Source organism: Achromobacter sp. Root83, assembly GCF_001428845.1.
Classification (GTDB): Bacteria; Pseudomonadota; Gammaproteobacteria; order Burkholderiales; family Burkholderiaceae_B; genus Achromobacter.
The window spans coordinates 404247-427614 of record NZ_LMIU01000025.1 but is presented as its reverse complement, the minus strand read 5'-3'; the positions used below and the strand labels follow the sequence as shown (position 1 = coordinate 427614).

Here is a 23368-nt window from a genome sequence, read left to right as displayed (position 1 = left end):
CGCAACCCGTCCTAGACCAGGACTTCGTTCAGGAATGCCGAGATGTCCGCCACTTCCTCGGCGCAAACCGAATGCGGCATCGGATACGTGCGCCAGCGCACGTCGTAACCCAGGCGCTTCAGTTCCGCCAGCGAGGCTTCCGCGCGCGCCAGCGACACCACCGGATCGTATTGGCCGTGGGCCATGAAGATGGGGGTGGCCTTGTTGGCCTCGTTGCGTTCGGCTTCGGCGGTATCCACCAGAGGCAGATAGCCCGACAGCGCCATCATGCCCGCCAGTTTTTCCGGCAGCCGCAGGCCCGTGTGCAGGGTCATGGCGCTGCCTTGCGAGAAACCTGCCAGCACGATGTTCGACGTGGGGATGCCGCGGGCGTTCTCGCGCGCGATCAGCTTATGGACTGCGGCTTCGGATGCGCGGATGCCCTTGGCGTCTTCGACGCGCACCAGGTCCATCACCAGGATGTCGTACCAGGAGCGCATCGCCATGCCGTTGTTGATCGTCACGCGTTGCACCGGTGCGTTCGGGAACACGAACCGCACGCCCTTGCCGGCCGGCAGGTCCAGTTCCGGCACGATCGGCGCGAAGTCGTTGCCGTCGGCGCCCAGGCCGTGCAGCCAGATCACGGCATGCGTGGGGTTGGGAGCGGTTTCGATCTCGATGCAATCGAGCAGGTCGGTCGGAGCGTTCATGACGGCGGGATCAGAGGGTAAGGGTTTTCAGCGCCTGGAATAGCGCCCGGTAGTGCTTTTTTTGCGGTTCCTGGCCTTGCAGCAGCGAGGCGTTGCCGAGCCTTTCCTTGCGGGCGGCGCGGATCAGCGTCCGCAATTGCTGCACATCCGCCTGCGGGTTGTTGGCCAGCAGCTTGGTCAGCGCGTCATCGTCGTCCAGCAGACGATCACGCAGCGTCTCGAGCCGGTGCATGGCGGCGGTTTCCTCGCGCGAACCGTTCTCCCAGACATCGAGCTGGGCGCGGATTTCATCGGCGGGCGCGTCGCGCATCAGCTTGCCCACGAAGTGGACCTGGCGGCGCAGGCCCTCGCGGCCGGTGGTGCGCTGCGCCGTGCGGATGGCCTCATAGAGGCGCTCCGCCAGCGGCAGTTGCTTGAGGCGTTCGGGGGACAGATCGATCAGCTGCTTGCCCAGGTCCAGCAAGGCGTGCATTTCACGCTTGACCTGGGACTTGCTGGGACGGTCGTAGCCGTTCTCGTCGTAACCGTCGTCGACGGATTCTTCTTCGGGATGGGAATTCATGGAAAACTGCGCAATGACAGACTTGGCTATGATAACCGTCTCTGCAAATTGGACTGCAATGGTTAAATCCTCCTCTTCCTTGCCGCTGGCGGCGAATCACGCGCGTTTTTCCGAACTCGTCGAACAAACCCTTGCTTACGCGCGCCAGATCGGCGCTTCCGACGCCGCCGCGGAAGTCTCGGAAAGCCTGGGGCTGTCGGTCTCGGTACGCAAGAACGACATCGAAACCGTTGAGCAGACCCGCGACCGCGCCCTGGACCTGACGGTCTACGCCGGCCAGAGCCGCGGCTCCGCCTCGACCTCCGACTTTTCCGAAGCGGCGCTGCGCCAGACCGTCGAAGCCGCCTGGCACATCGCCCGCCACACCGCCGCCGACCCGGCCGCCGGCCTGCCCGATGCCGATCAACTGGCCACCGAATTTCCCGATCTGGACCTGCATCGCGCCTGGAGCGTGTCCACCGAGGAAGCGGCCGAGCTGGCGCTGCGCGCCGAACGCGCCGCCCGCGACGTCGATCCGCGCATCACCAATACCGACGGCGCCACCGTCGGCACCTACGAAGGCCAGTTCGTGATGGGCAACACGCGCGGCTTCCTGGGCGGCTATCCGTACTCGCGCCACAGCCTGTCCGTCGCGCCCATCGCGGGCCGCGGCAACGGCATGCAGCGCGATTACTGGTACACGTCCGAGCGCGATCCGGCCAAGCTGGCGTCGCCCGAGGCCATCGGACGCTACGCCGCCGAACGCACGCTGTCGCGCCTGTCGGCCCGCCGTATCCGCACCGGCAAGTTCCCCGTCCTGTTCGAGGCGCCGCTGGCGCTGGGGCTGGTCGGCGCCCTGACGCAGGCCGTCAACGGCGGCGCGCTGTACCGCAAGGCCAGCTTCCTGCTGGACTCGCTGGGCAAGTCCATTTTCCCCAAGCACATCAACCTGACCGAAGATCCGCACATCCCCGGCGCCATGGGCAGTTCGCCCTTTGACGACGAGGGCGTGCGCACGCGCCGCCGCAACGTGGTGTCGGCCGGCGTGCTGGAAGGGTATTTCCTGTCTTCCTACACCGCCCGCAAGCTGGGCATGACCACCACCGGCAACGCCGGCGGCTCGCACAATCTGGTGTTCAGCTCCACGCTGACCCGGCGCGGCGACGACTTCGAAGCCATGCTGAAGAAGCTGGGCACGGGCTTTCTCGTCACCGAGCTGATCGGCCAAGGCGTCAACTACGTCACCGGCGACTACTCGCGCGGCGCATTCGGCTACTGGGTCGAAAACGGCAAGATCCAGCATGCGGTCCAGGAAATCACCATTGCCGGCAACCTGGCGGACATGTTCCAGCAGATCGTCGCGATCGGCGCGGACACTGTCTCGCGCGGCACCAAGACCACCGGCTCGATCCTCATCGAGCAAATGGCGATCGCCGGGACCTGATCCCGTCCCAAGCGGCGGCCCGCGCGCCGCCGCTTGCGCCATCGGCGCCTACGCTCGTGCATTGCAATCCCTTACCTGCTCGGGAATTCCTCTAGCGATTTCGGCCCCTGCCAGCGTGTAATATCCGGCGGGTATTGCTCGAAGTCCCGGGTGTTGCTGTAAGGAGCAAAGAGATGCAACGACGTTCATTCTTGAAGCACGCCGGTCTCGGCGCCGTCGCAACCGGAGCTGCCGTCAGCGCGCCCGCGTTCGCGCAGGAGATGCCGTCGCTGAGCTGGCGCCTTTCCTCTGGTTTTCCCAGCGCCCTGGACCTGCGCGTCGGCGCCGCCGAAAGTTTCTGCAAGTTCGTGTCGGAAGCCACGGGCGGCAAGTTCAACATCCGCCACTACCCGGACGGTGAGATCGTCGCCGCCGCCGATCTGATGGAAGCCGTGTCCACCAAGAAGGTGGAGTGCGGCCATGTCTCTTCCCGCCTCTACTACGCCAAGAATCCCGCCTTCTGTTTCGATGCCGCGGTGCCGTTCGGGCTGAACGCGCGCCAGATGAACGCGTGGATGAGCGAGGGCGACGGCCTGCGCTTGACCCGCGAGCTCTTCAAACCCGAAAAGATCATCAATTTCCCGCTCGGCAATACCGGCGCCCAGATGGGTGGCTGGTACATCAAGGAAATCAAGCGGGCTGGCGATCTGAAAGACCTGAAGATGCGCGTGGGCGGCCTGGCCGGCGACGTGTTGGCCCGCATGGGCGTGGCCCCGCAGCAGGGGGACCCGGCCAAGCTAGCCGAGGCCTTCGAGAAGGACGGCCTGCAGGCCGTGGCGGGAGCTGGCGCCTATGACGACGGCAAGCTCGGCCTGAATAAGGTAGCTAAGTATTACTACGCACCCGGCTGGTGGGCCGGCGGCGAACAGCTTTCGCTCTATATCAACGACGAGGCCTGGAGCAAGCTGCCCAAGAACTATCAGGCGGTGGTGGAAGCCGCGGCGATGGCCGCGCATGCCGCCACGACCGCGCGCTACGACGCCCAAAATCCGCGTGCGCTGGCCCAGTTGACGGCGAACGGCGCGCAAGTGCGCACATTCCCGCGATCCATCATGGATGTGGCTTTCGAGACCACGCAGCAGGTCTACAAGGACTTGAGCGCGAAAGACGCTCGGTTCAAGGCAATACACGACAGTTACATGGGCTTTCGCGACAGCGAGATGCCCTGGTTCCGCCTGACCGAAAGCGCTTACGGCCAATACCTGGGCGTGGCGCTATCGGCCAGGACATGAGGGGGCGCCGGCTGCCGAATGGCATTCGGCGAGAATAGGGTTTTCGCTAGTAACCACACGTTTTTTACAAAAAAATGGGCGGTTTTCAAGCTTTTGTTGAATGGCATTCGAGTTTCGGCCTGATACAAAGGAGTAATATCCCGGGTCTTGACGCGCACACTTGTCGCCTTTAAGCGGCATTTCGACGTCAATCCGGCGGGATTACAACAGCCCGGATTACCAATATTCCGAGACAGACTTTAAGGTGGTATCAACCATGCAATCCAAGACCAAGAAGCTGCTGGCCGCGCTGATCGCCGCCGGTATCGTCCCGGCCGCCCATGCGGCTGATATCAAGCTGGGCGTGGCGGAAGCCCTGTCCGGCGGCGCCGCCCAGTACGGCGTGTCGATCCGCAACGGCTTCCAGTTGGCAGCCGACGAAATCAATGCCGCGGGCGGCATCAACGGCAACAAGCTCGTGCTGGTGGTCGAAGACGAGCAAGGCAAGAAAGAAGAAGCGATCAACGTCTTCAAGAAACTGATCTTCAAGGACAACGTCCTGATGGTCTTCGGCCCCACGCTGTCGAACTCGGCCCAAGCTGCCGACCCGGTCGCCCAGGCCGCCAAGACGGTCGCTTTCGGCACGTCCAACACCGCCGACGGCATCACGTCCATCGGCAACTATGTGTTCCGCAATTCGGTCACCGAAGCCGACGTGCTGCCCGCCACCATCTCCACCGTGAAGGCCAAGACCGGCCTGAAGAACGTGGCGGTGCTCTATGGCAACGACGACGTCTTCACCAAGAGCGGCTACGACAACTTCAAGAAGGCCCTGGAAGACCAGAAGATCCCGGTCACGACGACCGAAACGTTCGCCAAGGGCGACGTGGACTTCAAGGCCCAGCTCACCAAGATCAAGGGCACCAACCCCGACGCCATCGTGCTGTCCGCACTGCTGGCCGAAGGCGCGCCGATCATGGTGCAGGCCCGCCAGCTGGGTCTGAATGTGCCCGTCATCGGCGGCAACGGCATGAACTCGGTCAAGATTTTCGACCTGGCCCCCGGCGGCGCATCGAACAATCTGTGGATCGGCAGCCCGTGGTCGATCGAGAACAAGGCGCCCGAGAACCTCAAGTTCATCGACGCCTACAAGGCCAAGTTCAACGGTTCGCCCGACCAGTTCGCGGCGCAGTCGTACGACGCCATGTACATCGTGGCCCAGGCGCTGAAGAACACCAAGATCACCGGTGAACTGGCCAAGGATCGCGCTGCCCTGCGCGACGCCCTGCCGGCCGTGACCTGGACCGGCGCAACCGGCCCGTTCAAGTTCCGTCAAGCCAACGACCGCGCCGGCAAGCCCGCCGGCTACGATGCCGATCAGGCACCGATCGTCAGCGTGACCAAGGACGGCAAGTACGTCATCGAGAAGTAAGCGGTACGCATCCCCGCGCGGGGGGATGCGCCTTGCGGACGGCGTCGCCGCCATCCGCAAGGCGCTTTTTGTCGTAGGGCCATCCCAATAAAATAAGCCCCCATACGGGGAAGCCGGGCCACGCAGCGGGCGCGTGGAGGCCCTCATAGATCTGGAAAGTCCCATCATGTTCGAACAACAATTCGTCAATGCCTTGTCGCTGGGCTGTGTGTATGCACTGTTCGCGCTGGGCTTCACGCTGATCTTCGGCGTGCTCGGGGTGATCAACCTGGCGCACGGCGCCGTATTCATGGTTGGCGCCTACGCGGCACTGTTCGTCGTACAGCAATTCGGCCTGCCCCTGTGGGGTGCGCTGATGGTCGCGTTCTTCGTCGCCGGCTTTACCGGGGTCATCATCGACTACCTGGTGCTCAAGCCGCTGCGCAAGCGCAACGCGCCGCACTTGATTCCCATGATCGCCACGATTGGCGTGGGCATCATCCTGAATAATGGCGCCCAAGGCATCTTCGGCGCCAGCAACCTGCGCTTCCCGCACGGCACCGTGCCCGAGGAAGTGATCGAGATCGCCGGCCTGCACCTGACCGTCATCGAGCTGGGGATCATCTTCCTGTCGTTCGCGCTGATGGCCGTACTGATGTACGTCATGCGCCGCACGCAGTTCGGCCGCGCGCTGCGCGCCATCGCGGAATCGCCCAAGGCCGCCTGGCTGCTGGGCATCAACGTCGAAAAGCTCTTCGTCACCACCTCGTTCGCCGCCGCCGCCCTGGGTGGCGTGGCCGGCGTGCTGATCGGGCTGTACTCGAACGCGCTGTTCCCGCTGATGGGCCAGCCGATGCTGCACAAGGGCATCGCGGTCATCATCCTGGGCGGCATGGGGGACATCCGCGGCGCCATGCTGGGCGGTCTCTTCCTGGGCTTCGCCGAGGTGCTGTCCGTGGCTTACATCGGCTCCACCATGCGCGACGCGGTGGCTTTCGGCCTGCTGTTCCTGATCCTGCTGGTGCGCCCGCAAGGTCTGTTCGGCAAAGTGGTTCAACGCAAGGCTTAAAGTATGAGCGGATTCGAAAACTTCTGGGCCATCTATGGCAACCTGGTGCTGACGCTGGGCACCAACGCATTGCTGGCCCTCTCCATCTGGCTGACCCTGGCTTGCGGCATGCTCGCCATGGCCAACGCCGCCTTCATGGGCATCGGGGCGTACGCCGCCGCGCTGCTCACCATGAACTACGACGCGCCGTTCACGGTGGCGCTGGCCGGGGGCATGGCAGCGCCCGCGCTGGTGGCCGCGCTGATCGGCTTGCCAACCTTGCGGCTGTCAGGGGTCTACCTTGCCATGGCCACGCTGGGCTTCGGCGAAGTGGTCCGCGTGACCATCCTGAATACCGAGTCGATCACCGGCGGCGCGCTGGGCCTGAACGGCATTCCGCAGCTCACGCAGTGGTGGCATGTGGTGCTGGCGGTGGTCATTGTGCTGTTCGTGCTGTGGCGCGTGCGCGCGTCCAAGATCGGCCGCTCGTTCGACGCCATCCGCGGCGACGAGACGGCGGCGGGCTTGATGGGTATCGACGTGCGCGCCAACAAGATGCTGGCGTTTGTCGCCGGCGCGATGATCGCCGGCCTGGCCGGCGCATTGAACGCGCACCTGACCTTCTTCATCGGCCCCAACGAATACGGTTTCGACCGCGGCGTCGAAATCCTGACCATGGCCATCCTGGGCGGCATCGGCGGCCTGGCCGGTCCCGTGCTGGGCAGCTTCATCATTACGGTGCTGCCCGAACTGCTGCGCGGATTCGCGGATCTGCGCCTGATCGCGAACGGAGTGATTCTGGTGGTGATTGTGTTGTTCCTGCCGCAAGGCATCTGGGATCCGGCGCGCTTCAAGCGCTGGATGCGCCAAGGCCGTCAAGGAGGCAAGCGCCATGCTTGAGCTGTCCTCCGTCTCCAAGAGCTTTGGCGGCCTGCATGTGCTGCATGACGTCAGCCTGTCGGTACCCGAAGGCGCCATCTTCGGCTTGATCGGCCCCAACGGCGCCGGCAAGACCACGGTGTTCAACCTGATCACGGGCCTGTTGCCGCCCAGCGGCGGCACGATCACCTTCCAGGGCGAAAGCGTCCTGCGCAAGAAGCCGCACAGCATCACGCGCATGGGCATCGCCCGCACGTTCCAGAACATCCGTCTCTTCAAAGAGATGACGCTGCTGGAAAACGTGGTGGTGGGCGCCTACCGCCACATGAACTACGGCTTCCCCAGCCTGCTGCTGGGCCTGCCGGGTTACCGCGAGCACGAGCAGCGCGCCCGCGAGCGCGCCCACGAACTGCTGACGTGGATGCGCCTGGATCACAAGGCCAATGACCTGGCCGACAACCTGTCCTACGGCGAACAGCGCCGCCTGGAGCTGGCGCGCGCGCTGGCCACCGAGCCCAAGCTGCTGCTGCTGGACGAGCCCGTCGCCGGCATGAACACCGGCGAACGCGCCGAACTCATGCGCGAGATCCTGGCGATCCGCGACCGCGGCTACACCATCCTGATGATCGAGCACGACATGCGCTTCGTCATGGGCTTGTGCGAGCGCATCGCGGTGCTGAACTTCGGCAAGATCATCGCCTGCGGCGGCCCCGAAGAGATCCGCAACAATGAGCAGGTCATCGAAGCCTACCTGGGCCGCGAAGACGACGAAGACACCGAACAAGCGGAGGCCGCACAATGACAGTCATGCTGGAAGTCCGCGGACTCGAGGTCAACTACGGCCATATCGAAGCCGTGCGCGGCATCGACCTGGATCTGAACGCCAACGAAATCACCGCCCTGGTGGGCGCCAACGGCGCCGGCAAGTCGACCACGCTGCTGGCCCTGTCGGGCCTGCTGCCCAAGGCGCGCGGCCGCATCCTGTTCGAAGGCGAAGACATCACCAACCTGGCGCCGCACAAGCTGGTGGCGCGCGGCATCGTGCAGGTGCCGGAAGGCCGGGCCATCCTGACCACCATGACGGTGCTCGAGAACCTGGAACTGGGCGCTTACCGCCGTGGCCTGAAGAACGTCAGCTCGGACCTGGAGTACGTGTTCAACCTGTTCCCGCGCCTGAAGGAACGGATCACAGGCACCGCCGGCAACCTGTCCGGCGGCGAGCAGCAGATGCTTGCCATTGGCCGCGCCTTGATGGCAAAGCCCCGCCTGTTGCTGCTGGACGAGCCGTCCATGGGTCTGGCCCCGATCGTGGTCCAGGAGATCTTCCGCTCGCTGCGCGCCATCAACGCCGACGGCCTGACGCTGTTCCTGGTCGAGCAGAACGTGCGCCAGGCGCTGAAGATCGCCCAGCGCGGCTATGTGCTTGAGAACGGCGCCATGGCGCTGACCGGTTCGGGCCGCGAGCTGCTGGGCCATCCGCGCGTGCTGGAAGCCTACCTGGGCGCCTGATCGCCCGGGGGCATGCGTCCCTTCTTGAACGCGTGCGGCCGCCACGCCCGAGTGGCGGCCGCACACTGCCTGAATTCTTGCCGCTTGCCCATTTTTTGAGCAACCGTGTTAGAATTTCAGGCTTTCCCTCATTTTGGCTATTGCACGGGCGGGTTAATAACGCTTAGGCGGGAGTCGATAGGGACTTGAAAACTCAAGGCTTTTTGGAAGTGGTCTTCAGAAATGAAGCGATTATTCAGAAAATCATGGGCGCTTTCGGTCTAGTTTGGGAAAGAACACTGGTCAGATGGTCTGGCCAGAAGCAAATTTTTATTCTTAGGAACCATCATGAAGACCTTTGTGGCCAAGCCGCATGAAGTCCAACGTGACTGGTTTGTGATCGACGCCAAGGGCAAAGTCCTCGGTCGTGTGGCCAGCGAAGTCGCACGTCGTCTGCGTGGCAAGCACAAACCTGAATTCACGCCTCACGTTGATACCGGTGACTACATCGTCATCATCAACGCGTCCGATATCGTTGTTACCGGTGCCAAGGCGAAGGACAAGAAGTACTTCCGCCACACGACGTACCCGGGCGGTATCCGTGAAACGAACTTCGAGAAAATGCAAGAGCGTTTTCCCGGCCGTGCCATTCAGAAGGCCGTCAAGGGCATGCTGCCCAAGGGTCCTCTGGGCTACGCCATGATCAAGAAGCTGAAGGTCTATGCCGGTGCCGAGCACCCGCACACCGCCCAGCAGCCCAAGACGCTGGATCTCTAAGGAAACGCCATGATCGGTAACTGGAATTACGGAACCGGCCGTCGCAAAACTTCGGTGGCTCGCGTTTTCATCAAGAAGGGTACGGGTAAGATCGTCGTCAACGGCAAGCCCGTCGACGAGTTCTTCGCTCGTGAAACCGGCCGTATGGTCGTGCGCCAGCCGCTGGAACTGACCGGCCACCTGGAATCGTTTGACATCAAAGTCAACGTGCACGGCGGCGGCGAAACCGGCCAAGCCGGCGCAATCCGTCACGGCATCACGCGTGCCCTGATCGACTACGACGCCACGCTGAAGCCCTCGCTGTCGCAAGCTGGCTTTGTGACCCGCGATGCCCGCGAAGTCGAACGCAAGAAGGTCGGCTTCCGCAAGGCACGTCGGCGCAAGCAGTTCAGCAAGCGTTAATGTCCTGCAAAAAGCCCGCTTCGGCGGGCTTTTTGTTTTTGGGCGGCAAGCGCGGTCGCTGCCGTCCCGCGCGCGGAACTCCGCGCACTCCATCCGGTCGGAAAGAAGGATTGCAGTGCTGTTTCCAGCACGCCGGCGCAACACCTTGTTTCCCGAGCGATACAATCGATCCTCGTTCTCCGAAGAGCACACATCATGGCCCAAGCATCGAACACCCGCATCAAGGTTGGCATCGTCGGCGGCACCGGCTATACCGGCGTCGAGCTGCTGCGCTTGCTGTCGCAGCACCCCAACGTGGAATTGACCGCCATCACGTCGCGCAAAGAAGACGGCCTGCCCGTCGCCGACATGTACCCGAACCTGCGCGGCCGTGTGAAGCTCGCGTTCTCCGCCCCGGAAAAGGCCTCGCTGACGGATTGCGATGTCGTGTTCTTTGCGACGCCGCATGGCGTGGCCATGGCGCAGGCCCAGGAACTGATCGCCGCGGGCACCCGCGTCATCGATCTGGCCGCTGACTTTCGCTTGCAGGACATTCCCACCTTCGAGCGCTGGTACAAGATTCCCCACACCTGCCCTGACATCCTCGCCGAGTCCCAATATGGGCTGGTGGAGCTGAACCGCGAGGCCATCTCCAAGGCGCGGGTCATCGGCAATCCCGGCTGCTACCCCACCACCGTGCTGCTGGGCCTGGCCCCCTTGCTGGAAGGCGGCAAGTCGCTGGTCGATGCGCAAACCCTGATCGCCGACTGCAAGTCGGGTGTGTCGGGCGCCGGCCGCAAGGCGGAAGTGGGTTCGCTGTTCTCGGAAGCCTCCGACAACTTCAAGGCCTACGGCGTGGCGGGCCACCGCCACCATCCGGAAATCGTCGCCCAGCTGGAAAAAATCGCCGGCGGCAAGGTCGGGCTCACCTTCGTGCCCCATCTGGTGCCGATGATCCGCGGCATGTTCTCCACCATCTACGCCCGCATCCTGCCGGAAGCGCGCGATACCGACTTCCAGGCGCTGTTCGAGCAACGCTACGCTGACGAGCCCTTCGTGGACGTCATGCCCGCCGGCAGCCTGCCCGAAACCCGTTCGGTGCGCGCATCGAACACGCTGCGCATCGCGCTCAGCCGCCCGGGCAATGGCGACCAGCTTATCGTCATGGTCGTGCAGGACAACCTGGTCAAGGGCGCTGCCGGCCAGGCGGTGCAAAACATGAACCTGATGTTCGGCATCCCCGAATCCATGGGCCTCGACCAGGTCGCGATTCTGCCGTAAGGCCTTGGCGGCCCGGGGCTCCGGGCCGCCGGCCCGCGCCTCCATGCCAGCAGATCCCTCCTATTCCCCGCCACGCCTGGCCCGCAACGGCCTGGTGCGCTTGTGCGCGGCGATGTTGCTGGGCGTCTTGCTGGGTGGGGCGGCGGGATTCTTCCATGCGCGCAAGCTCTATCGCCCGCAAGACGCCGTCGTGATCAGCGCCCGCCAGGCCGAGGAACAGGAAGACACCATGCGTCAGCAGGCCACGCAACTGCGGTATACGCGCGGCCAGCTCGATACCGCCGATGGCGAACTGGTCATCGAGCGCTCGGCGCGCCAGGAACTCGAGGCCCAGCTCCACGCCGCGCAGGCCGAAGTCGGGCGGGTCCGGGACCAATTGGCCTTCTATGAGCAACTGCTGCCCCCGGGGCCCGAGGGCTCCGTCGACATCCGGGGCGTGCAAATCGACCGAGAGGGCGGCGGACTGCGCTACAAGGTGCTGCTGATGCGCAGCGGCCGCAATGGCGGCACGCCGTTCGCGGGCGCGCTGCGGTTCCAGGCCACGGGCATCCTGAAAGGCGAAACCGTGACGGTGGACCTGGCCCCGATGCAGGTCAAGGCAGAATCCGGCCCGGTCACGGCCACCGGCGACAACATCGCCGCGGCGTCCCTGGCCCTGCAGTTCGATCAGTATCAGCGCAGCCAGGGCATCCTGGCCGTGCCCGAGGGATTTGTCCCCGAAAGCGTGACCATCAGCGTCCTGGAGGGTGAAACCGTCCGGGCTTCCCGCAGCGTCAAACTGGAACTTTGAGTCTGGTCAAGCCCTGCGCTATAGTGACACCATACGAGCGGCGACGCCGCTCACTGAAATATGGCCGAATCGGCCAGGAGTGAACCATGAATGCAGTGACCGAAACCGTCGACCTCCAGGCCGCCCCGCCTGTCCCTCTGGTATTTACCGACTCGGCTGCCGCCAAAGTGAAAGACCTGTTGGCCGAAGAAGGCAACCCGGAGCTGAAGCTGCGCGTCTTTGTTCAAGGCGGCGGCTGTTCGGGCTTCCAGTACGGCTTCACGTTCGACGAAGTCGTGAACGAGGACGACACCGTGCTGGACAAGGACGGCGTGCAACTGCTGGTCGACCCCATGAGCTTCCAGTACCTGGTCGGCGCAGAGATCGACTACAAGGAAGACCTGGAAGGCGCGCAGTTCGTCATCCGCAATCCCAACGCCAGCACCACCTGCGGCTGCGGTTCCTCGTTCTCGGTGTAAAGCGCCGGGCAGGAAAGAAAAAGCCCTTCGGCACGCCGAAGGGCTTTTTGCATTGGCGGCTGCCGGCTGGGCAAGTCGCGCGCCTGGGCGTCACGCCGGATAGAGCGCACCGAGAATGCGGGCGCCGCGCGCGCCCGTGACGGCGGGCAGGCCGGCTTGCCTGCGCTGTACAAAAGCCTGCGCGAGCCAGGCGAAGGCCAACGCCTCGACCTGCTGGGCGGGTACCCCCAGATCGTCGGTCGGGCGGACGGGGCGCTGCAGGCAATAGGCAAGTTCGCGCATGAGCCCCGCGTTGTGGGCGCCGCCGCCGCAGACGAAGACCTCGCGTGTGTTCGCCGCGGCGCCGTCGATGGCGTTAGCCACGGTTCTGGCGGTCAGCCGCTGCAAGGTCGCCTGCACGTCCTGGGGCAGAGGCTTGGGACCGTCGAACGCGGCCAGCCGGGAGTCCAGCCACTGCATATTGAACAGGTCGCGGCCAGTGGACTTCGGGGGAGGCAGGCCGAACCACGGCTCGCTGGCGATCCATTGTTCCAGCAGGGGCGCCAGCACCTGGCCCGTCGCCGCCCAGCGGCCGTCCGCGTCGTAAGGGAGTCCCAGGTGGCGCTGGCACCACCCATCCAGGAAGACGTTGGCCGGGCCGGTATCGAAACCGCGTATGGCTTGCCCGGGGGCAAGCAGGGTCACGTTGGCGATGCCGCCCAGGTTGAGCACGGCGCGGCCGTGCTGGGCGCCGAAGACCGCCGCGTGGAAGGGCGGCACCAGGGGCGCGCCCTGGCCGCCGGCCGCCACGTCGCGGCTGCGGAAGTCCGCCACCACATCGATGCCCGTCAGTTCGGCCAGCAAGGCGGGGGCGTTGAGCTGCACCGTGTAGCCGCTATCGGGACGATGCCTGACCGTCTGGCCATGCGCGCCGATCGCGGTCACCGCACTGGCCGCGATGCCGGCATCCTGGAGCAGGGCGGCGGTAGCTTGGGCATACAGGCGCGCCAGCGCGTTGGCCGCCAGCGCCGCGCGCGCGAGCTCGTCACCGCCCGCTTCGTTCAGGGCCAGCAATTCCCGGCGCAGGTTCTCGGGCATCGGCAGGCTGGCGCTGGCGAGAACCTGCGGGGCCTGCCCGTCGGTCAGGCTCGCCAGCACACCGTCGACGCCGTCGACGCTGGTCCCCGACATCAGTCCAATGTACAAGTCTGGGTTCGCGTGCCCTGCGGGCGTGGAGAAATTCACGGGCGCCTCGAAAGAAGAAAGGCGGCCGGGCAGATTTGCACGGGCCGCCTCTTTGGGGACGTTGGGTTGGCTGGCCGGGTTAGCGGCTGGCCACGTTGGTCAGCGCGTCGGGCAGGGTCTGCTGGAATTCGGTCAGTAGCTGGATCTGCTGCTTGTAGGGCGTAACGGCCTGGTTGAACGCGCGGACTTCCGCGGGCTCCAGGGCGCGAGCCACGGGCAGGTCCACCGACAGCGGATCGATCGGCTGGTTATCCACGCGGAATTCGTAATGCAGGTGAGGGCCGGTGGCCCATCCGGTGGAACCGACATAGCCCAGCAACTGGCCTTGCGAGATCTTGGAGCCCTTGGTGATGCCTTCCGCGATACGGCTCTGGTGGGCGTACAGCGTCGAGTATTTGCCGTGGTGCTTCACGATGACCACGTTGCCGTAGCCGTTCTGCCAGCCGGAAAATTCAACCGTGCCGTCCGCGGTGGAGTGGATCGGCGTGCCCGAGGGCGCCGCGTAATCCACGCCCTTGTGTCCCGTCCAGGTCTTGTGGATCGGGTGCATGCGCATGCCGAACGTCGAGCTGATGCGGCTGAACTTCAGGGCGGTGCGCAGGAACGCGCCGCGCAGGCTGGTGCCGTCGAAGTCGTAATAGGAACCGCTCTTTTCGTCGGGGCTGAACCAGACGGCGCTGTAGGTCTTGCCGCCGTTGATGAATTCCAGGGCCAGCACGCGGCCGGCGCCGGCATAGCGGCCGTCGTGGGAGCGCACTTCGTAGACGACCCGGAATTGATCGCCCTGGCGCAGGTCGCGCAGGAAGTCGATCTTGGCGCTGAGGATGTCGGCCATCTGCATGGTGACCGAATCCGGGATGCCCGCGCCGTCGGTGGCGCCGAACAGCGACGATTTGATGGTGCCCACGGCGACGCGCGTCTGGCGGTCGGTGCTTTCGGTGACTTCCTCGGCCTTGTAGCTGTCGCCCGCGGGGGCGACATGCAACATGCGGGTGACGACCTGGCCGTCGGCCTCGTTGCCGGGGGTGTGGATGTAGCGCAGCCAGATCAGCTTGCCCTGTTCGTCCGTCGCCGCCTGCACCGAGCGCCCGGGATACAGTTTGTAGATGCTGCGGGCGCTGGCGTCGTGCGTCAGGAAGGTCTGCAGGTTCGGCGCGTCGAGTTCCAGGCGTTGCAACACCGCCGCCAGCGTGTCGCCGGCGCGGATGCGGGTTTCGCTGATGTAAGGCGCGGCGCTCGGGCTGCTGACTTCGACTTGCTCGGAGGTCAGGGGCAGAACGCTCTGGATGATGCGCGAGGCGGGGAGTTCGCTGCGGTCGGGTTGCTGCACCATGCCGAGAGCGGCGGCGCCTGCGAACAGACCAATTGCGGTGACGAGAATGGTGCGGCGGAAAAGACCCGAGCGATGGGGCTTGGGCTCAACGGGCGCAAACAGGGCAGCAACTTTGCGCTTGATGCTACTCGCCAGTTCGTGGAGGCCACGATTCATCGTGAAGATACCCTCTCAGGTGGCTTGAGCTCGCAGGGTGCGTGACACGAACGGCCCTCGCGCGCCACATTTCCGGGGCAAGGGCTGGCACGGAGGCGCAACTTGTGAACAACGGGGTGGTAGGCCGAATCACAACTGCGTACATATGACAGTTGCGTATGATTAGGGCAGTATCCTAGCCGATTCGGCTAGAATTTTCGATAGTTTTCGTCACTTTTTACACCTTTTTGTCGGCTGAAGCCGCATTGGTCCCCCTGTCATGTCACCCTCCGAAGCCCCTGTCACACCTGAAGTTGAAGCTGATCTGCGTATAGCCAAGCGTGGCTGCGATGAGCTGTTGGTCGAATCCGAGTTCGCTCGCAAGCTGGCCAAGAGCCGCGCGACCGGCGTGCCTTTGCGCATCAAGCTGGGGCTGGATCCCACCGCCCCGGACATCCACCTGGGCCACACGGTGGTGCTGAACAAGATGCGCCAGTTGCAGGACCTGGGCCATAACGTCATTTTCCTTATCGGCGACTTCACGTCGACCATCGGCGACCCCAGCGGCCGCAACAGCACTCGCCCGCCCCTGACGCGTGAACAGATCGAGGCCAACGCCAAGACCTATTACGCGCAGGCGAGCCTGGTGCTGGATCCGGCGCGCACCGAGATCCGCTACAACTCCGAATGGTGCGACCCCCTGGGCGCGCGGGGCATCATCCAGCTTGCGTCGCGCTACACCGTGGCCCGCATGATGGAGCGCGAGGATTTCACCAAGCGCTTCAAGGGCGGGATTCCCATCTCCGTGCACGAATTCCTGTATCCGCTGATGCAGGGTTACGACTCGGTGGCGCTGAAGTCCGATCTGGAGCTGGGGGGCACCGATCAGAAGTTCAATCTGCTGGTCGGGCGCGAGCTGCAAAAAGAGTATGGGCAAGAGCCCCAATGCATTCTGACGATGCCTTTGCTGGTGGGGACGGACGGCGTAGAGAAGATGTCCAAGTCCAAGGGCAACTACATCGGGATTTCGGAGTCGCCCGACTCGATGTTCGGCAAGCTCATGTCGATTTCCGACACGCTGATGTGGCGTTACTTCGAGCTGCTGTCTTTCCGTACGCTGGAAGACATTGCCGCGCTCAAGCAAGAGATCGACGGCGGCCGCAACCCGCGCGACGCCAAGGTGATGCTGGCGCAGGAAATCATCGCGCGCTTCCATTCCCCCAAGGCGGCCGATGACGCGCTGGCCTCTTTCGAAGCCCGTTTCCGGGACGGCGCCATCCCCGAGGACATGCCCGAAGTGAACATCGGCGGTGCGCCGGTGGGCATTCTTAAGCTGCTGCGCGAAGCCGGTCTGGTCGCGTCCGGATCGGAAGCGCAGCGCAACGTGGAGCAGGGCGGAGTGCGCGTCAATGGCGACCGCGTGGAAGACAAATCGTTGCAATTGCCGGCCGGGACTTACGTCGTTCAGGTGGGCAAGCGCAAGTTTGCGCGTGTTAACTTGAACCCGTGATTGCGAAGTTTTGATACGCTGAGGGTACAGACAGGGGCAGGGCGCCTTTGCGGCATTTAAAGGAGCACGACATGGAACTTTCGAGTTTGTCTTTTTCCGATCACGAGTCGATTCCCGAGCGCTACGCATTCGGCCGGATCGATGCGCAATCGCACGTCGCGCTGGCAGACAACTTCAACCCGCAGTTTTCCTGGGACGATGTCCCGGCGGGTACGCAGTCGTTCGCCTTGCTCTGCCATGACCCCGACGTGCCCTCGCGCCCCGACGACGTCAACCAGGAAGGGCGGGAAGTCCCGGCCGACCTGCCGCGGGTGGACTTCTTCCACTGGGTGCTGGTGGACCTGCCCGGCGACCTGCGCGAGATCGACGAAGGCGCGTTCTCCAACGGCATCACGCCGCGCGGCAAGGGCGGCCCGCTGGCGCCGATGGACGCGCGCCAGGGCATCAATTCGTATTCTTCGTGGTTCGCGAACGACCACGACATGAGCGGCGAGTACTTCGGCTATGACGGCCCGTGCCCGCCCTGGAACGATGCGCTGGTGCACCGCTACATCTTCACGCTGTACGCGCTGGACGTGCCCAGCCTGAACCTGCAGGGCTCGTTCACCGGCGAAGATGCGCTGCGCGCGATCCAGAAGCACGTGCTGGCGCAAGCCTCGCTCACGGGGACCTATACGCTCAATCCCGCGCTGGCGCCCAAGCAGATCGGCGCCACATCGGCCTGACGCCGGCTGGATTGCACCAGGGGCCGCTTGATGCGGCCCTTTTTCATGGGCCGGCGGTCGGCGAATGGGCTACTCTGAAGTAGATTCTGCTTGAAACCCCTTTGCATGAATCTTTCTCAAGTCGCCATGAAGGGGGTTTCCGAGCGCCCGGGGAAGGCGTGGTTTTCGCGCCCATCCAGCGTAATTTGACCCCGTTCCGGCGATGTTGGCGACAAGTGAGTTCGCCTGACGCGGTAAACTACTCAGCATTCTCCGGGTTTACCCACCCGACGCAGTTTTCTCCTCTTTTACCGCCTCAGGAAACCCCCGTCATGTTTGACCGCAACCTCACCTTGTCCAAGGCTGACCCGGACGTTTGGGCCGCCATCCAGAAGGAAGACGTACGCCAAGAGCAGCATATCGAGCTGATCGCTTCGGAGAACTACGCCAGCCCCGCCGTCATGGAAGCGCAGGGCACGCAGCTCACGAACAAGTATGCCGAGGGCTACCCGGGCAAGCGCTACTACGGCGGTTGCGAGTACGTTGACGTGGTCGAACAGCTTGCCATCGACCGCCTGAAGCAGATCTTCGGCGCCGAAGCCGCCAACGTGCAGCCCAACTCGGGTTCGCAGGCGAACCAGGGCGTGTACATGGCCGTGCTGAAGCCGGGCGACACCGTGCTGGGCATGAGCCTGGCCGAAGGCGGCCACCTGACGCACGGCGCGTCGGTCAACGCTTCGGGCAAGCTGTATAACTTCATCTCGTACGGCCTGGACGAAAACGAAGTCCTGAACTACGCGCAGGTCGAACAACTGGCCAAGGAACACAAGCCCAAGCTGATCGTGGCGGGTGCTTCGGCCTACGCCCTGCACATCGATTTCGAACGCATGGCCCGCATCGCCCGTGAAAACGGCGCGCTGTTCATGGTCGACATCGCCCACTACGCCGGCCTGGTTGCCGGCGGCGCCTATCCCAATCCGGTCCCGCACGCCGACTTCGTCACGTCGACCACGCACAAGTCGCTGCGCGGCCCGCGCGGCGGCGTCATCATGATGAAGGCCGAGCACGAGAAGATCGTCAATTCGGCCATCTTCCCGGGGATCCAGGGCGGTCCGCTGATGCACGTCATCGCGGGCAAGGCCGTGGCCTTCAAGGAAGCGCTGGAACCCGAGTTCAAGGATTACGCGCAGCAAGTGGTCAAGAACGCCAAGGTGCTGGCCGACACGCTGGTCAAGCGCGGTCTGCGCATCGTCTCGGGCCGCACCGAAAGCCACGTCATGCTGGTGGACCTGCGTTCCAAGGGCATCACGGGCAAGGAAGCGGAAGCCGTGCTGGGTCACGCCCACATCACGGTCAACAAGAACGCGATCCCGAACGATCCGGAAAAGCCCTTCGTGACAAGCGGCATCCGCCTGGGCACGCCGGCCATGACCACGCGCGGCTTCACGGAAGCGGACGCCGAGCTGACCGCCAACCTGATCGCCGACGTGCTGGACAACCCGCGCGACGAAGCCAATATCGCCGCCGTGCGCGCCCGCGTCAACGAACTGACCTCGCGCCTGCCGGTCTACGGCAAGAAGTAAGCAGGCGGCCCTTGGGCGGAGCACGTCTCAGCCCGAGGGTCCCAACCGAAGGGACGGCCCCGCAAGGCGCCGTCCCTTTGTTTTGGGGGCGCCCGGCTGGGCGCGCCCGGCTAGGGGCGCCCGGCTAGGGGCGCGGCCAGGCGCGTCCACCCCGGGATGTCAGGCTATTGGGGACGAATTCGTCCATATGGCGCTTCCCTTGAGGCGCGTCGTTACAATATGCTCAATTATTGCCTTCAGTGCCTTTAGGGATCACACATGCGGTGTCCATTTTGCGGCAATGCCGAAACGCAGGTCGTCGATAGCCGGGTGTCCGAGGAAGGCGACGCCATCCGGCGGCGCCGCCGCTGCCTGTCCTGTGACAAGCGATTCACCACCTACGAACGGGTAGAGCTGGCCATGCCTTCCGTCGTCAAACGCAACGGCAGCCGAAGCGAGTACGACCCCGCCAAGCTGCGGGGCAGCCTGAGCCTGGCGCTGCGCAAGCGGCCGGTCAGCACCGAGGATGTGGATGCGGCCGTGGCCCGCATCGAAGAACAATTGCTGGCCAGCGGTCAAAGGGAAGTGCCCACGGAGCATATCGGCGAGCTCGTCATGAACGAACTGCGCAAGCTCGATAAAGTGGCCTACGTGCGCTTCGCCTCGGTCTACAAGAGCTTCGAGGACATCGGCGAATTCGTCGAGGCCATCCGCGAGATGCAAGGGCCGCTGCTGCCCGGCAAGCTGCGCAAGGAATAGCCCGCCGCTGGCACGCCGGAATGCAATAAACGGCGCCTGGACGCCGTTTATTGCATGGGTCCGGCTCGCGTCAGGCTGGGCGTCAGCGGCTGGAACTTGCGCCAGACGCGGCGCATGTGCTGCGCCGACCCGAATCCCGATTTCTCTGCCACGCGTTCCAGATCCAGCCGGGTTTCGCGCAGCAGGTCGCGCGCCAGCGCCACCCTGATTTGATAAAGATAGTCCATCGGCGTGCAGCCCGCGTGTTCTCGGAACAGCCGGGTCAGATGCCGGGGGCTGGTGTGCGCCTGGTCCGCCAGTGATTGCGCCGACCAGGGCGCGGCCGGATTGCGCACGACCGCGTCCTGGACCCGGTGCACGCCCGGATGCATATGGCTGCGGTGGTCCAGCCACGGCGACAGCGTGGAGTCCGTGCCGGCCCGGCGTTGATAGACGACCATGTCGCGCGCCACTTCGCTGGCGGCGCGCGGCCCGCAATGGCGAGACACCATGTGCAGCGCCAGGTCGATACCCGCCGTGATGCCCGCGCTGGTGACCAGGTTGCCGTCTTCGACGAAGATGCGATCGTCCTGAACGCGGGCGGTGGGGTCGATGCTGGCCAACTGTTCCAGGCAGGAGTGATGCGTGGTGCATTCGCGCTGCCGGGTGAGGCCCGCGGCGGCGGCGAACAGCGCGCCCGCGCAGACGGTCATCAGCGTGAAGCCGTCGGCGGGGTGCCGGACGGCCAGCCAGTCCACGATGGCGCGCGCGTCGAGGTCTTCCAGCCGGGTGTGCTTGCCCACCACGCCGGAGATGATGACCAGTGCGTTGGACGGCAACGCGGCCGGCAGGGGCTGGACATGCGCCAGATGCAGCCCGGGAATACCGCTTTCGACGTCGCGGGAGGGGCCGCAGAAGTGCTGTTCGAACGCGCCCGGGCAAAGCTTGTTGGCGACGCGGAACGCTTCCGCCGGGCCTGCCAGGTCCAGCAGGACGATACCCTGCGACAGCACGAAGTACACCGGGACCATGCGCGCCTCCTGCGGTGGGCTATGCCGCCAGCGCGTCGGCGGCGCGGACGATGCGGGCAAAGCGCCCCTGCAGGACCAATTCGGTGTGATCCCGGATTTCGGCCGGCGTGTAGTGCTTGCCGGACGGGCTCTGCATGGCAAAGGTGAGGGTGGCGTCGGTGGGGAAGAGCACCTTGAATCCGGCGTCGCTGGCGTGGCGGGACGTGGTTTCGCAGCATTGCTCGGTGCGGATGCCGCTCACGATGATGCCTTCGATACCGTGCTTGACCAGCCAGTCCTGCAGCGAGGCGCCGTTCTCGTCCTTCGCGTAAAGCGACGAATGGACGGTCTTGTGGAACACGGCGGCAGGCGCAATCCGCAGTTCCTTGAGCGTCTTCACGTGCCCCGATGCCAACGAGAAAGGGTTGGCGGGATCGGCGGACGTGCTGGTGTGGAACACCTGCAGAATGGGGATGTCGCGCGCGGCGGCCGAATCGATCAGCGGCTGGATCTGCGCCAGGAACGCCGGATATTCGGTTTCATCCCAAAACGGACGTTGCCGGAAGGATTCTTGTACGTCGATGACGATCAATGCCTGTTTCATTGCCGGCCTCCTGGCCATTGGATTTAAAGGGGATGGAGCTATTTTTACTCCAATACCGCCAATGTGCGAGCGCGATCCAAGACGCGGGACGGCCCGAAACGGACATCCCGGCTGGCGCCGGGCGCGTGCCTGGATGGTCCGCCTTGCAGGCTCCCGGCGGGCATACAATCCCGAGCATGAAGACTCCGAGCGACACTGACGACGACCTTTTCTGGATGCGACGCGCCTTGGCGCTGGCGCAGACCGTCATGTACACGACCGCGCCCAATCCCCGGGTCGGCTGCGTCATCGTGCGCGACGGACGGGTGCTGGGCGAAGGGGCGACACAGCCGCCGGGCGGCCCCCACGCCGAAATCCGCGCGCTGCGCGACGCCCAGTCGCGCGGCCAGCCGGTAGACGGCGCCACGATGTATGTGACCCTGGAGCCGTGCAGCCATTTCGGCCGGACGCCGCCCTGCGTGGAAGCGGTGCTGGCGGCGCGGCCGGCGCGCGTCGTGGTGGCCATGGGCGATCCGAATCCACTGGTCAACGGCCAGGGGCTGGCGCGCTTGCGCGGCGCCGGCATCCAGGTGACCACGGGCATCTGCCGCGAAGAGGCGCTGGCGGTGAACGCCGGTTTCATTTCGCGCATGAGCCGCGGCCTGCCTTGGGTGTGGATGAAGATGGCGGCTTCGCTGGATGGCCGCAGCGCCTTGCATAACGGCATGTCGCAATGGATCACCGGCCCCGAGGCCCGGGCCGACGGGCATCGCTGGCGCGCGCGCAGCTGCGTGGTGCTGACCGGCATGGGCACGGTCCTGAAGGATGATCCCCAGCTCAACGTGCGCGGCATCGACACGCCCCGCCAACCTCGCAAGGCCGTCGTGGACGGCCATTTCCAGATTCCGGAAGACGCCCGCCTGTTCGATGGGGCGGAAGTCATCCTGTTCACCGCGCGCGACGATGCCGCGAAGGCAGAACGCCTTGCGGCCCGGAATGCCCGCGTGGTGTGCCTGCCGGGCGCGGAACCCGGCCGGGTCGATCTGCCGGCGATGATGCGCTGGATGGCCCAGGAACAGTTCAACGAGGTCCACGTCGAAGCGGGAGCCGGACTCAGCGGCGCCCTCGTGTCGGCGGGCTGCGTGGATGAGCTGCTGCTATACCTGGCGCCCGTGCTGCTGGGCGATGCCGCAGGCATGGTGCGCCTGCCGATGCTCGAGCACCTGGACGCCGCACGGCGCTACGAGTTTATCGAGGCCGGACGGGCTGGGGCGGACCTGTGCGTGCGTGCGCGTGTCGCCAGCACCTGGCAGCAGATGATGCAGCGGGTCGCGCTTACCTAGCCTTCGGCGCGGTGGCGCGAGCGCGTCGAATTGCGTGATTCCATCTCCTTGTGCGCAGACGCCTTGCGGCAGGTATCCGTGCTGGCGCAAGGGGTACTAGCACTCGTCATGCATGGCTGCCAATTCGCTGCAGGCCGCGCCCAGCCTGCGTTTGGCGGTGGTGCGAGCGCGCGCCGCGCGGCGTCTGGGTTATCGGCAAATGCGCGCGCCCTACATTTGATGGCGCTTGTGTCATCACTATTTGGGGCAAGGCGCAAATGAATTGCCACAAAACGGTCAATTGGCTTTAGCATAGGTGCATGACTTGGCGCTACGCGCTTCCGGCCTTCCCGCTCAGTGCCGCGCGCCCTCGTCACCACACGGATTCCCGTGCCGCGTATCGGCGCTTTTCCAGACCGACCGGCACGCTGCTGAACGAAGACGCAAAGCGCCGTTCAGAACGCCCGCTGCGATCGCATAGCGGACGAACCGGGCATAAGCCCGATCATAAGAATCCACCGGGATATCGCTCATCCCTTCAATTGATTGCTGACCATTTCATGTGCGGCCGCATCATGCATGCGATCTGCGGCGATATGCTGAAGACGAACGAGCGAACTTGCTCACGTAAGTTGCATTCCCTGACGGAACTTGTTTCCAAGGGGTGCGGCCTAAACGGAAAGGGCCCGATAGTGCTTGTGGTTGATGTGTGGCGAAAGCAACATACCATCCAGCCGAAAATGCTCGTAGCAAAATTGTTTTGGTTTAGCTTAGTAAAGCGTGGGCGCTGACGGCACAATGGGCATGTAG

At 64.5% G+C, this 23368-nt stretch carries 24 protein-coding genes; 18 read left to right on the top strand and 6 right to left on the bottom strand.

Translation table 11 applies throughout. From position 1 onward, the window contains the following. Positions 1-11 precede the first annotated feature (11 nt). Positions 12-689: an alpha/beta hydrolase gene (locus ASE30_RS25145; protein WP_057286983.1), complete on the bottom strand. Its 678-nt coding sequence runs from the start codon at positions 687-689 to the stop codon at positions 12-14. Positions 690-699: 10 nt separating this feature from the next. Further along, positions 700-1251, bottom strand: coding sequence for a ribosome biogenesis factor YjgA (gene yjgA, locus ASE30_RS25140; RefSeq protein WP_057286982.1), 552 nt, complete (start codon positions 1249-1251; stop codon positions 700-702). Between the two features lie 58 nt (positions 1252-1309). Here yjgA and pmbA point away from each other — a divergent pair, with 58 nt between their 5' ends. The 12 genes from pmbA to erpA all read left to right on the top strand — a co-directional run bounded on the left by pmbA (position 1310) and on the right by erpA (position 12437). Further along, on the top strand, positions 1310-2674 hold the full coding sequence (gene pmbA, locus ASE30_RS25135) for a metalloprotease PmbA (protein ID WP_057286981.1): 1365 nt from the start codon (positions 1310-1312) through the stop codon (positions 2672-2674). A gap of 173 nt (positions 2675-2847) precedes the next feature. Continuing rightward, positions 2848-3945, top strand: coding sequence for a TRAP transporter substrate-binding protein (locus ASE30_RS25130; protein WP_057286980.1), 1098 nt, complete (start codon positions 2848-2850; stop codon positions 3943-3945). 256 nt (positions 3946-4201) lie between these two features. Continuing rightward, entirely contained in the window at positions 4202-5356 is a 1155-nt protein-coding gene (locus tag ASE30_RS25125; RefSeq protein WP_057286979.1) for an ABC transporter substrate-binding protein, read from the top strand. A gap of 166 nt (positions 5357-5522) precedes the next feature. After that, positions 5523-6404, top strand: a complete 882-nt coding sequence (locus ASE30_RS25120) for a branched-chain amino acid ABC transporter permease (RefSeq protein WP_057286978.1) — start codon at positions 5523-5525, stop codon at positions 6402-6404. A 3-nt stretch (positions 6405-6407) separates the two neighbouring features. Next, on the top strand, positions 6408-7283 hold the full coding sequence (locus ASE30_RS25115; protein ID WP_057286977.1) for a branched-chain amino acid ABC transporter permease: 876 nt from the start codon (positions 6408-6410) through the stop codon (positions 7281-7283). Further along, positions 7276-8064, top strand: a complete 789-nt coding sequence (locus ASE30_RS25110; protein WP_057286976.1) for an ABC transporter ATP-binding protein — start codon at positions 7276-7278, stop codon at positions 8062-8064. Before ASE30_RS25115 ends, ASE30_RS25110 begins: the two co-directional genes overlap by 8 nt. Then, positions 8061-8771 (top strand): ABC transporter ATP-binding protein, encoded by a 711-nt coding sequence (locus ASE30_RS25105; protein ID WP_057286975.1) that lies wholly within the window; start codon positions 8061-8063, stop codon positions 8769-8771. The genes ASE30_RS25110 and ASE30_RS25105 overlap by 4 nt, the downstream gene beginning before the upstream one ends. 327 nt (positions 8772-9098) lie before the next feature. Further along, the gene (gene rplM, locus ASE30_RS25100) at positions 9099-9527 is read left to right on the top strand and encodes a 50S ribosomal protein L13 (RefSeq protein ID WP_056564379.1); all 429 of its coding nucleotides are present in this window, start codon (positions 9099-9101) and stop codon (positions 9525-9527) included. A gap of 9 nt (positions 9528-9536) precedes the next feature. Next, positions 9537-9929 carry a 30S ribosomal protein S9 gene (rpsI, locus tag ASE30_RS25095; protein ID WP_008163098.1) on the top strand — a complete coding sequence of 131 codons (393 nt, stop codon included), beginning with the start codon at positions 9537-9539 and terminating at the stop codon, positions 9927-9929. Between the two features lie 195 nt (positions 9930-10124). Next, positions 10125-11189, top strand: a complete 1065-nt coding sequence (gene argC, locus ASE30_RS25090; RefSeq protein WP_057286974.1) for an N-acetyl-gamma-glutamyl-phosphate reductase — start codon at positions 10125-10127, stop codon at positions 11187-11189. A gap of 43 nt (positions 11190-11232) precedes the next feature. Further along, the gene (locus ASE30_RS25085; RefSeq protein ID WP_057286973.1) at positions 11233-11979 is read left to right on the top strand and encodes a DUF6776 family protein; all 747 of its coding nucleotides are present in this window, start codon (positions 11233-11235) and stop codon (positions 11977-11979) included. Positions 11980-12065: 86 nt separating this feature from the next. After that, on the top strand, positions 12066-12437 hold the full coding sequence (gene erpA / locus ASE30_RS25080; RefSeq protein ID WP_057286972.1) for an iron-sulfur cluster insertion protein ErpA: 372 nt from the start codon (positions 12066-12068) through the stop codon (positions 12435-12437). Between the two features lie 90 nt (positions 12438-12527). Here the strand turns inward: erpA and ASE30_RS25075 are convergent, their stop codons facing one another. Continuing rightward, positions 12528-13661: an anhydro-N-acetylmuramic acid kinase gene (locus ASE30_RS25075; RefSeq protein WP_057286971.1), complete on the bottom strand. Its 1134-nt coding sequence runs from the start codon at positions 13659-13661 to the stop codon at positions 12528-12530. Between the two features lie 79 nt (positions 13662-13740). Next, entirely contained in the window at positions 13741-15150 is a 1410-nt protein-coding gene (locus ASE30_RS25070) for a M23 family metallopeptidase (protein ID WP_057286970.1), read from the bottom strand. 259 nt (positions 15151-15409) lie between these two features. On the opposite strand from ASE30_RS25070, the gene tyrS reads away from it, so the two are divergent. The 4 genes from tyrS to nrdR all read left to right on the top strand — a co-directional run bounded on the left by tyrS (position 15410) and on the right by nrdR (position 19664). Then, entirely contained in the window at positions 15410-16639 is a 1230-nt protein-coding gene (tyrS, locus tag ASE30_RS25065) for a tyrosine--tRNA ligase (RefSeq protein WP_057286969.1), read from the top strand. 71 nt (positions 16640-16710) lie between these two features. After that, on the top strand, positions 16711-17364 hold the full coding sequence (locus ASE30_RS25060) for a YbhB/YbcL family Raf kinase inhibitor-like protein (protein WP_057286968.1): 654 nt from the start codon (positions 16711-16713) through the stop codon (positions 17362-17364). A gap of 311 nt (positions 17365-17675) precedes the next feature. Next, entirely contained in the window at positions 17676-18926 is a 1251-nt protein-coding gene (gene glyA / locus ASE30_RS25055) for a serine hydroxymethyltransferase (protein WP_057286967.1), read from the top strand. 258 nt (positions 18927-19184) lie between these two features. Next, the gene (gene nrdR / locus ASE30_RS25050; protein ID WP_057286966.1) at positions 19185-19664 is read left to right on the top strand and encodes a transcriptional regulator NrdR; all 480 of its coding nucleotides are present in this window, start codon (positions 19185-19187) and stop codon (positions 19662-19664) included. Positions 19665-19711: 47 nt separating this feature from the next. Here the strand turns inward: nrdR and ASE30_RS25045 are convergent, their stop codons facing one another. Together ASE30_RS25045 and ASE30_RS25040 are read right to left on the bottom strand one after the other, a co-directional pair. After that, positions 19712-20674, bottom strand: a complete 963-nt coding sequence (locus ASE30_RS25045; RefSeq protein ID WP_057286965.1) for a GlxA family transcriptional regulator — start codon at positions 20672-20674, stop codon at positions 19712-19714. Between the two features lie 19 nt (positions 20675-20693). After that, positions 20694-21257, bottom strand: coding sequence for a cysteine hydrolase family protein (locus ASE30_RS25040; protein ID WP_057286964.1), 564 nt, complete (start codon positions 21255-21257; stop codon positions 20694-20696). Between the two features lie 215 nt (positions 21258-21472). Between ASE30_RS25040 and ribD the strand changes: the two genes are divergently transcribed. Together ribD and ASE30_RS29080 are read left to right on the top strand one after the other, a co-directional pair. Further along, positions 21473-22579, top strand: a complete 1107-nt coding sequence (gene ribD / locus ASE30_RS25035; RefSeq protein ID WP_369819371.1) for a bifunctional diaminohydroxyphosphoribosylaminopyrimidine deaminase/5-amino-6-(5-phosphoribosylamino)uracil reductase RibD — start codon at positions 21473-21475, stop codon at positions 22577-22579. Positions 22580-22878: 299 nt separating this feature from the next. Further along, positions 22879-23349, top strand: coding sequence for a hypothetical protein (locus tag ASE30_RS29080; RefSeq protein ID WP_156407755.1), 471 nt, complete (start codon positions 22879-22881; stop codon positions 23347-23349). The last annotated feature ends 19 nt before the right edge of the window (positions 23350-23368 follow it).

What these genes read in the sequence shown, in the direction of transcription:
- ribD (WP_369819371.1), top strand. Translation starts at nt 21,473, where the DNA reads ATGCGACGCGCCTTGGCGCTGGCGCAGACCGTCATGTACACGACCGCG.
- ASE30_RS25105 (WP_057286975.1), top strand. Translation starts at nt 8,061, where the DNA reads ATGACAGTCATGCTGGAAGTCCGCGGACTCGAGGTCAACTACGGCCAT.
- argC (WP_057286974.1), top strand. Translation starts at nt 10,125, where the DNA reads ATGGCCCAAGCATCGAACACCCGCATCAAGGTTGGCATCGTCGGCGGC.
- pmbA (WP_057286981.1), top strand. Translation starts at nt 1,310, where the DNA reads ATGGTTAAATCCTCCTCTTCCTTGCCGCTGGCGGCGAATCACGCGCGT.
- rplM (WP_056564379.1), top strand. Translation starts at nt 9,099, where the DNA reads ATGAAGACCTTTGTGGCCAAGCCGCATGAAGTCCAACGTGACTGGTTT.
- ASE30_RS29080 (WP_156407755.1), top strand. Translation starts at nt 22,879, where the DNA reads ATGACTTGGCGCTACGCGCTTCCGGCCTTCCCGCTCAGTGCCGCGCGC.
- tyrS (WP_057286969.1), top strand. Translation starts at nt 15,410, where the DNA reads ATGTCACCCTCCGAAGCCCCTGTCACACCTGAAGTTGAAGCTGATCTG.
- ASE30_RS25115 (WP_057286977.1), top strand. Translation starts at nt 6,408, where the DNA reads ATGAGCGGATTCGAAAACTTCTGGGCCATCTATGGCAACCTGGTGCTG.
- ASE30_RS25130 (WP_057286980.1), top strand. Translation starts at nt 2,848, where the DNA reads ATGCAACGACGTTCATTCTTGAAGCACGCCGGTCTCGGCGCCGTCGCA.
- glyA (WP_057286967.1), top strand. Translation starts at nt 17,676, where the DNA reads ATGTTTGACCGCAACCTCACCTTGTCCAAGGCTGACCCGGACGTTTGG.
- rpsI (WP_008163098.1), top strand. Translation starts at nt 9,537, where the DNA reads ATGATCGGTAACTGGAATTACGGAACCGGCCGTCGCAAAACTTCGGTG.
- ASE30_RS25120 (WP_057286978.1), top strand. Translation starts at nt 5,523, where the DNA reads ATGTTCGAACAACAATTCGTCAATGCCTTGTCGCTGGGCTGTGTGTAT.
- erpA (WP_057286972.1), top strand. Translation starts at nt 12,066, where the DNA reads ATGAATGCAGTGACCGAAACCGTCGACCTCCAGGCCGCCCCGCCTGTC.
- yjgA (WP_057286982.1), bottom strand. Translation starts at nt 1,251, where the DNA reads ATGAATTCCCATCCCGAAGAAGAATCCGTCGACGACGGTTACGACGAG.
- ASE30_RS25145 (WP_057286983.1), bottom strand. Translation starts at nt 689, where the DNA reads ATGAACGCTCCGACCGACCTGCTCGATTGCATCGAGATCGAAACCGCT.
- ASE30_RS25045 (WP_057286965.1), bottom strand. Translation starts at nt 20,674, where the DNA reads ATGGTCCCGGTGTACTTCGTGCTGTCGCAGGGTATCGTCCTGCTGGAC.
- ASE30_RS25040 (WP_057286964.1), bottom strand. Translation starts at nt 21,257, where the DNA reads ATGAAACAGGCATTGATCGTCATCGACGTACAAGAATCCTTCCGGCAA.
- ASE30_RS25085 (WP_057286973.1), top strand. Translation starts at nt 11,233, where the DNA reads ATGCCAGCAGATCCCTCCTATTCCCCGCCACGCCTGGCCCGCAACGGC.
- ASE30_RS25070 (WP_057286970.1), bottom strand. Translation starts at nt 15,150, where the DNA reads ATGAATCGTGGCCTCCACGAACTGGCGAGTAGCATCAAGCGCAAAGTT.
- nrdR (WP_057286966.1), top strand. Translation starts at nt 19,185, where the DNA reads ATGCGGTGTCCATTTTGCGGCAATGCCGAAACGCAGGTCGTCGATAGC.
- ASE30_RS25110 (WP_057286976.1), top strand. Translation starts at nt 7,276, where the DNA reads ATGCTTGAGCTGTCCTCCGTCTCCAAGAGCTTTGGCGGCCTGCATGTG.
- ASE30_RS25060 (WP_057286968.1), top strand. Translation starts at nt 16,711, where the DNA reads ATGGAACTTTCGAGTTTGTCTTTTTCCGATCACGAGTCGATTCCCGAG.
- ASE30_RS25125 (WP_057286979.1), top strand. Translation starts at nt 4,202, where the DNA reads ATGCAATCCAAGACCAAGAAGCTGCTGGCCGCGCTGATCGCCGCCGGT.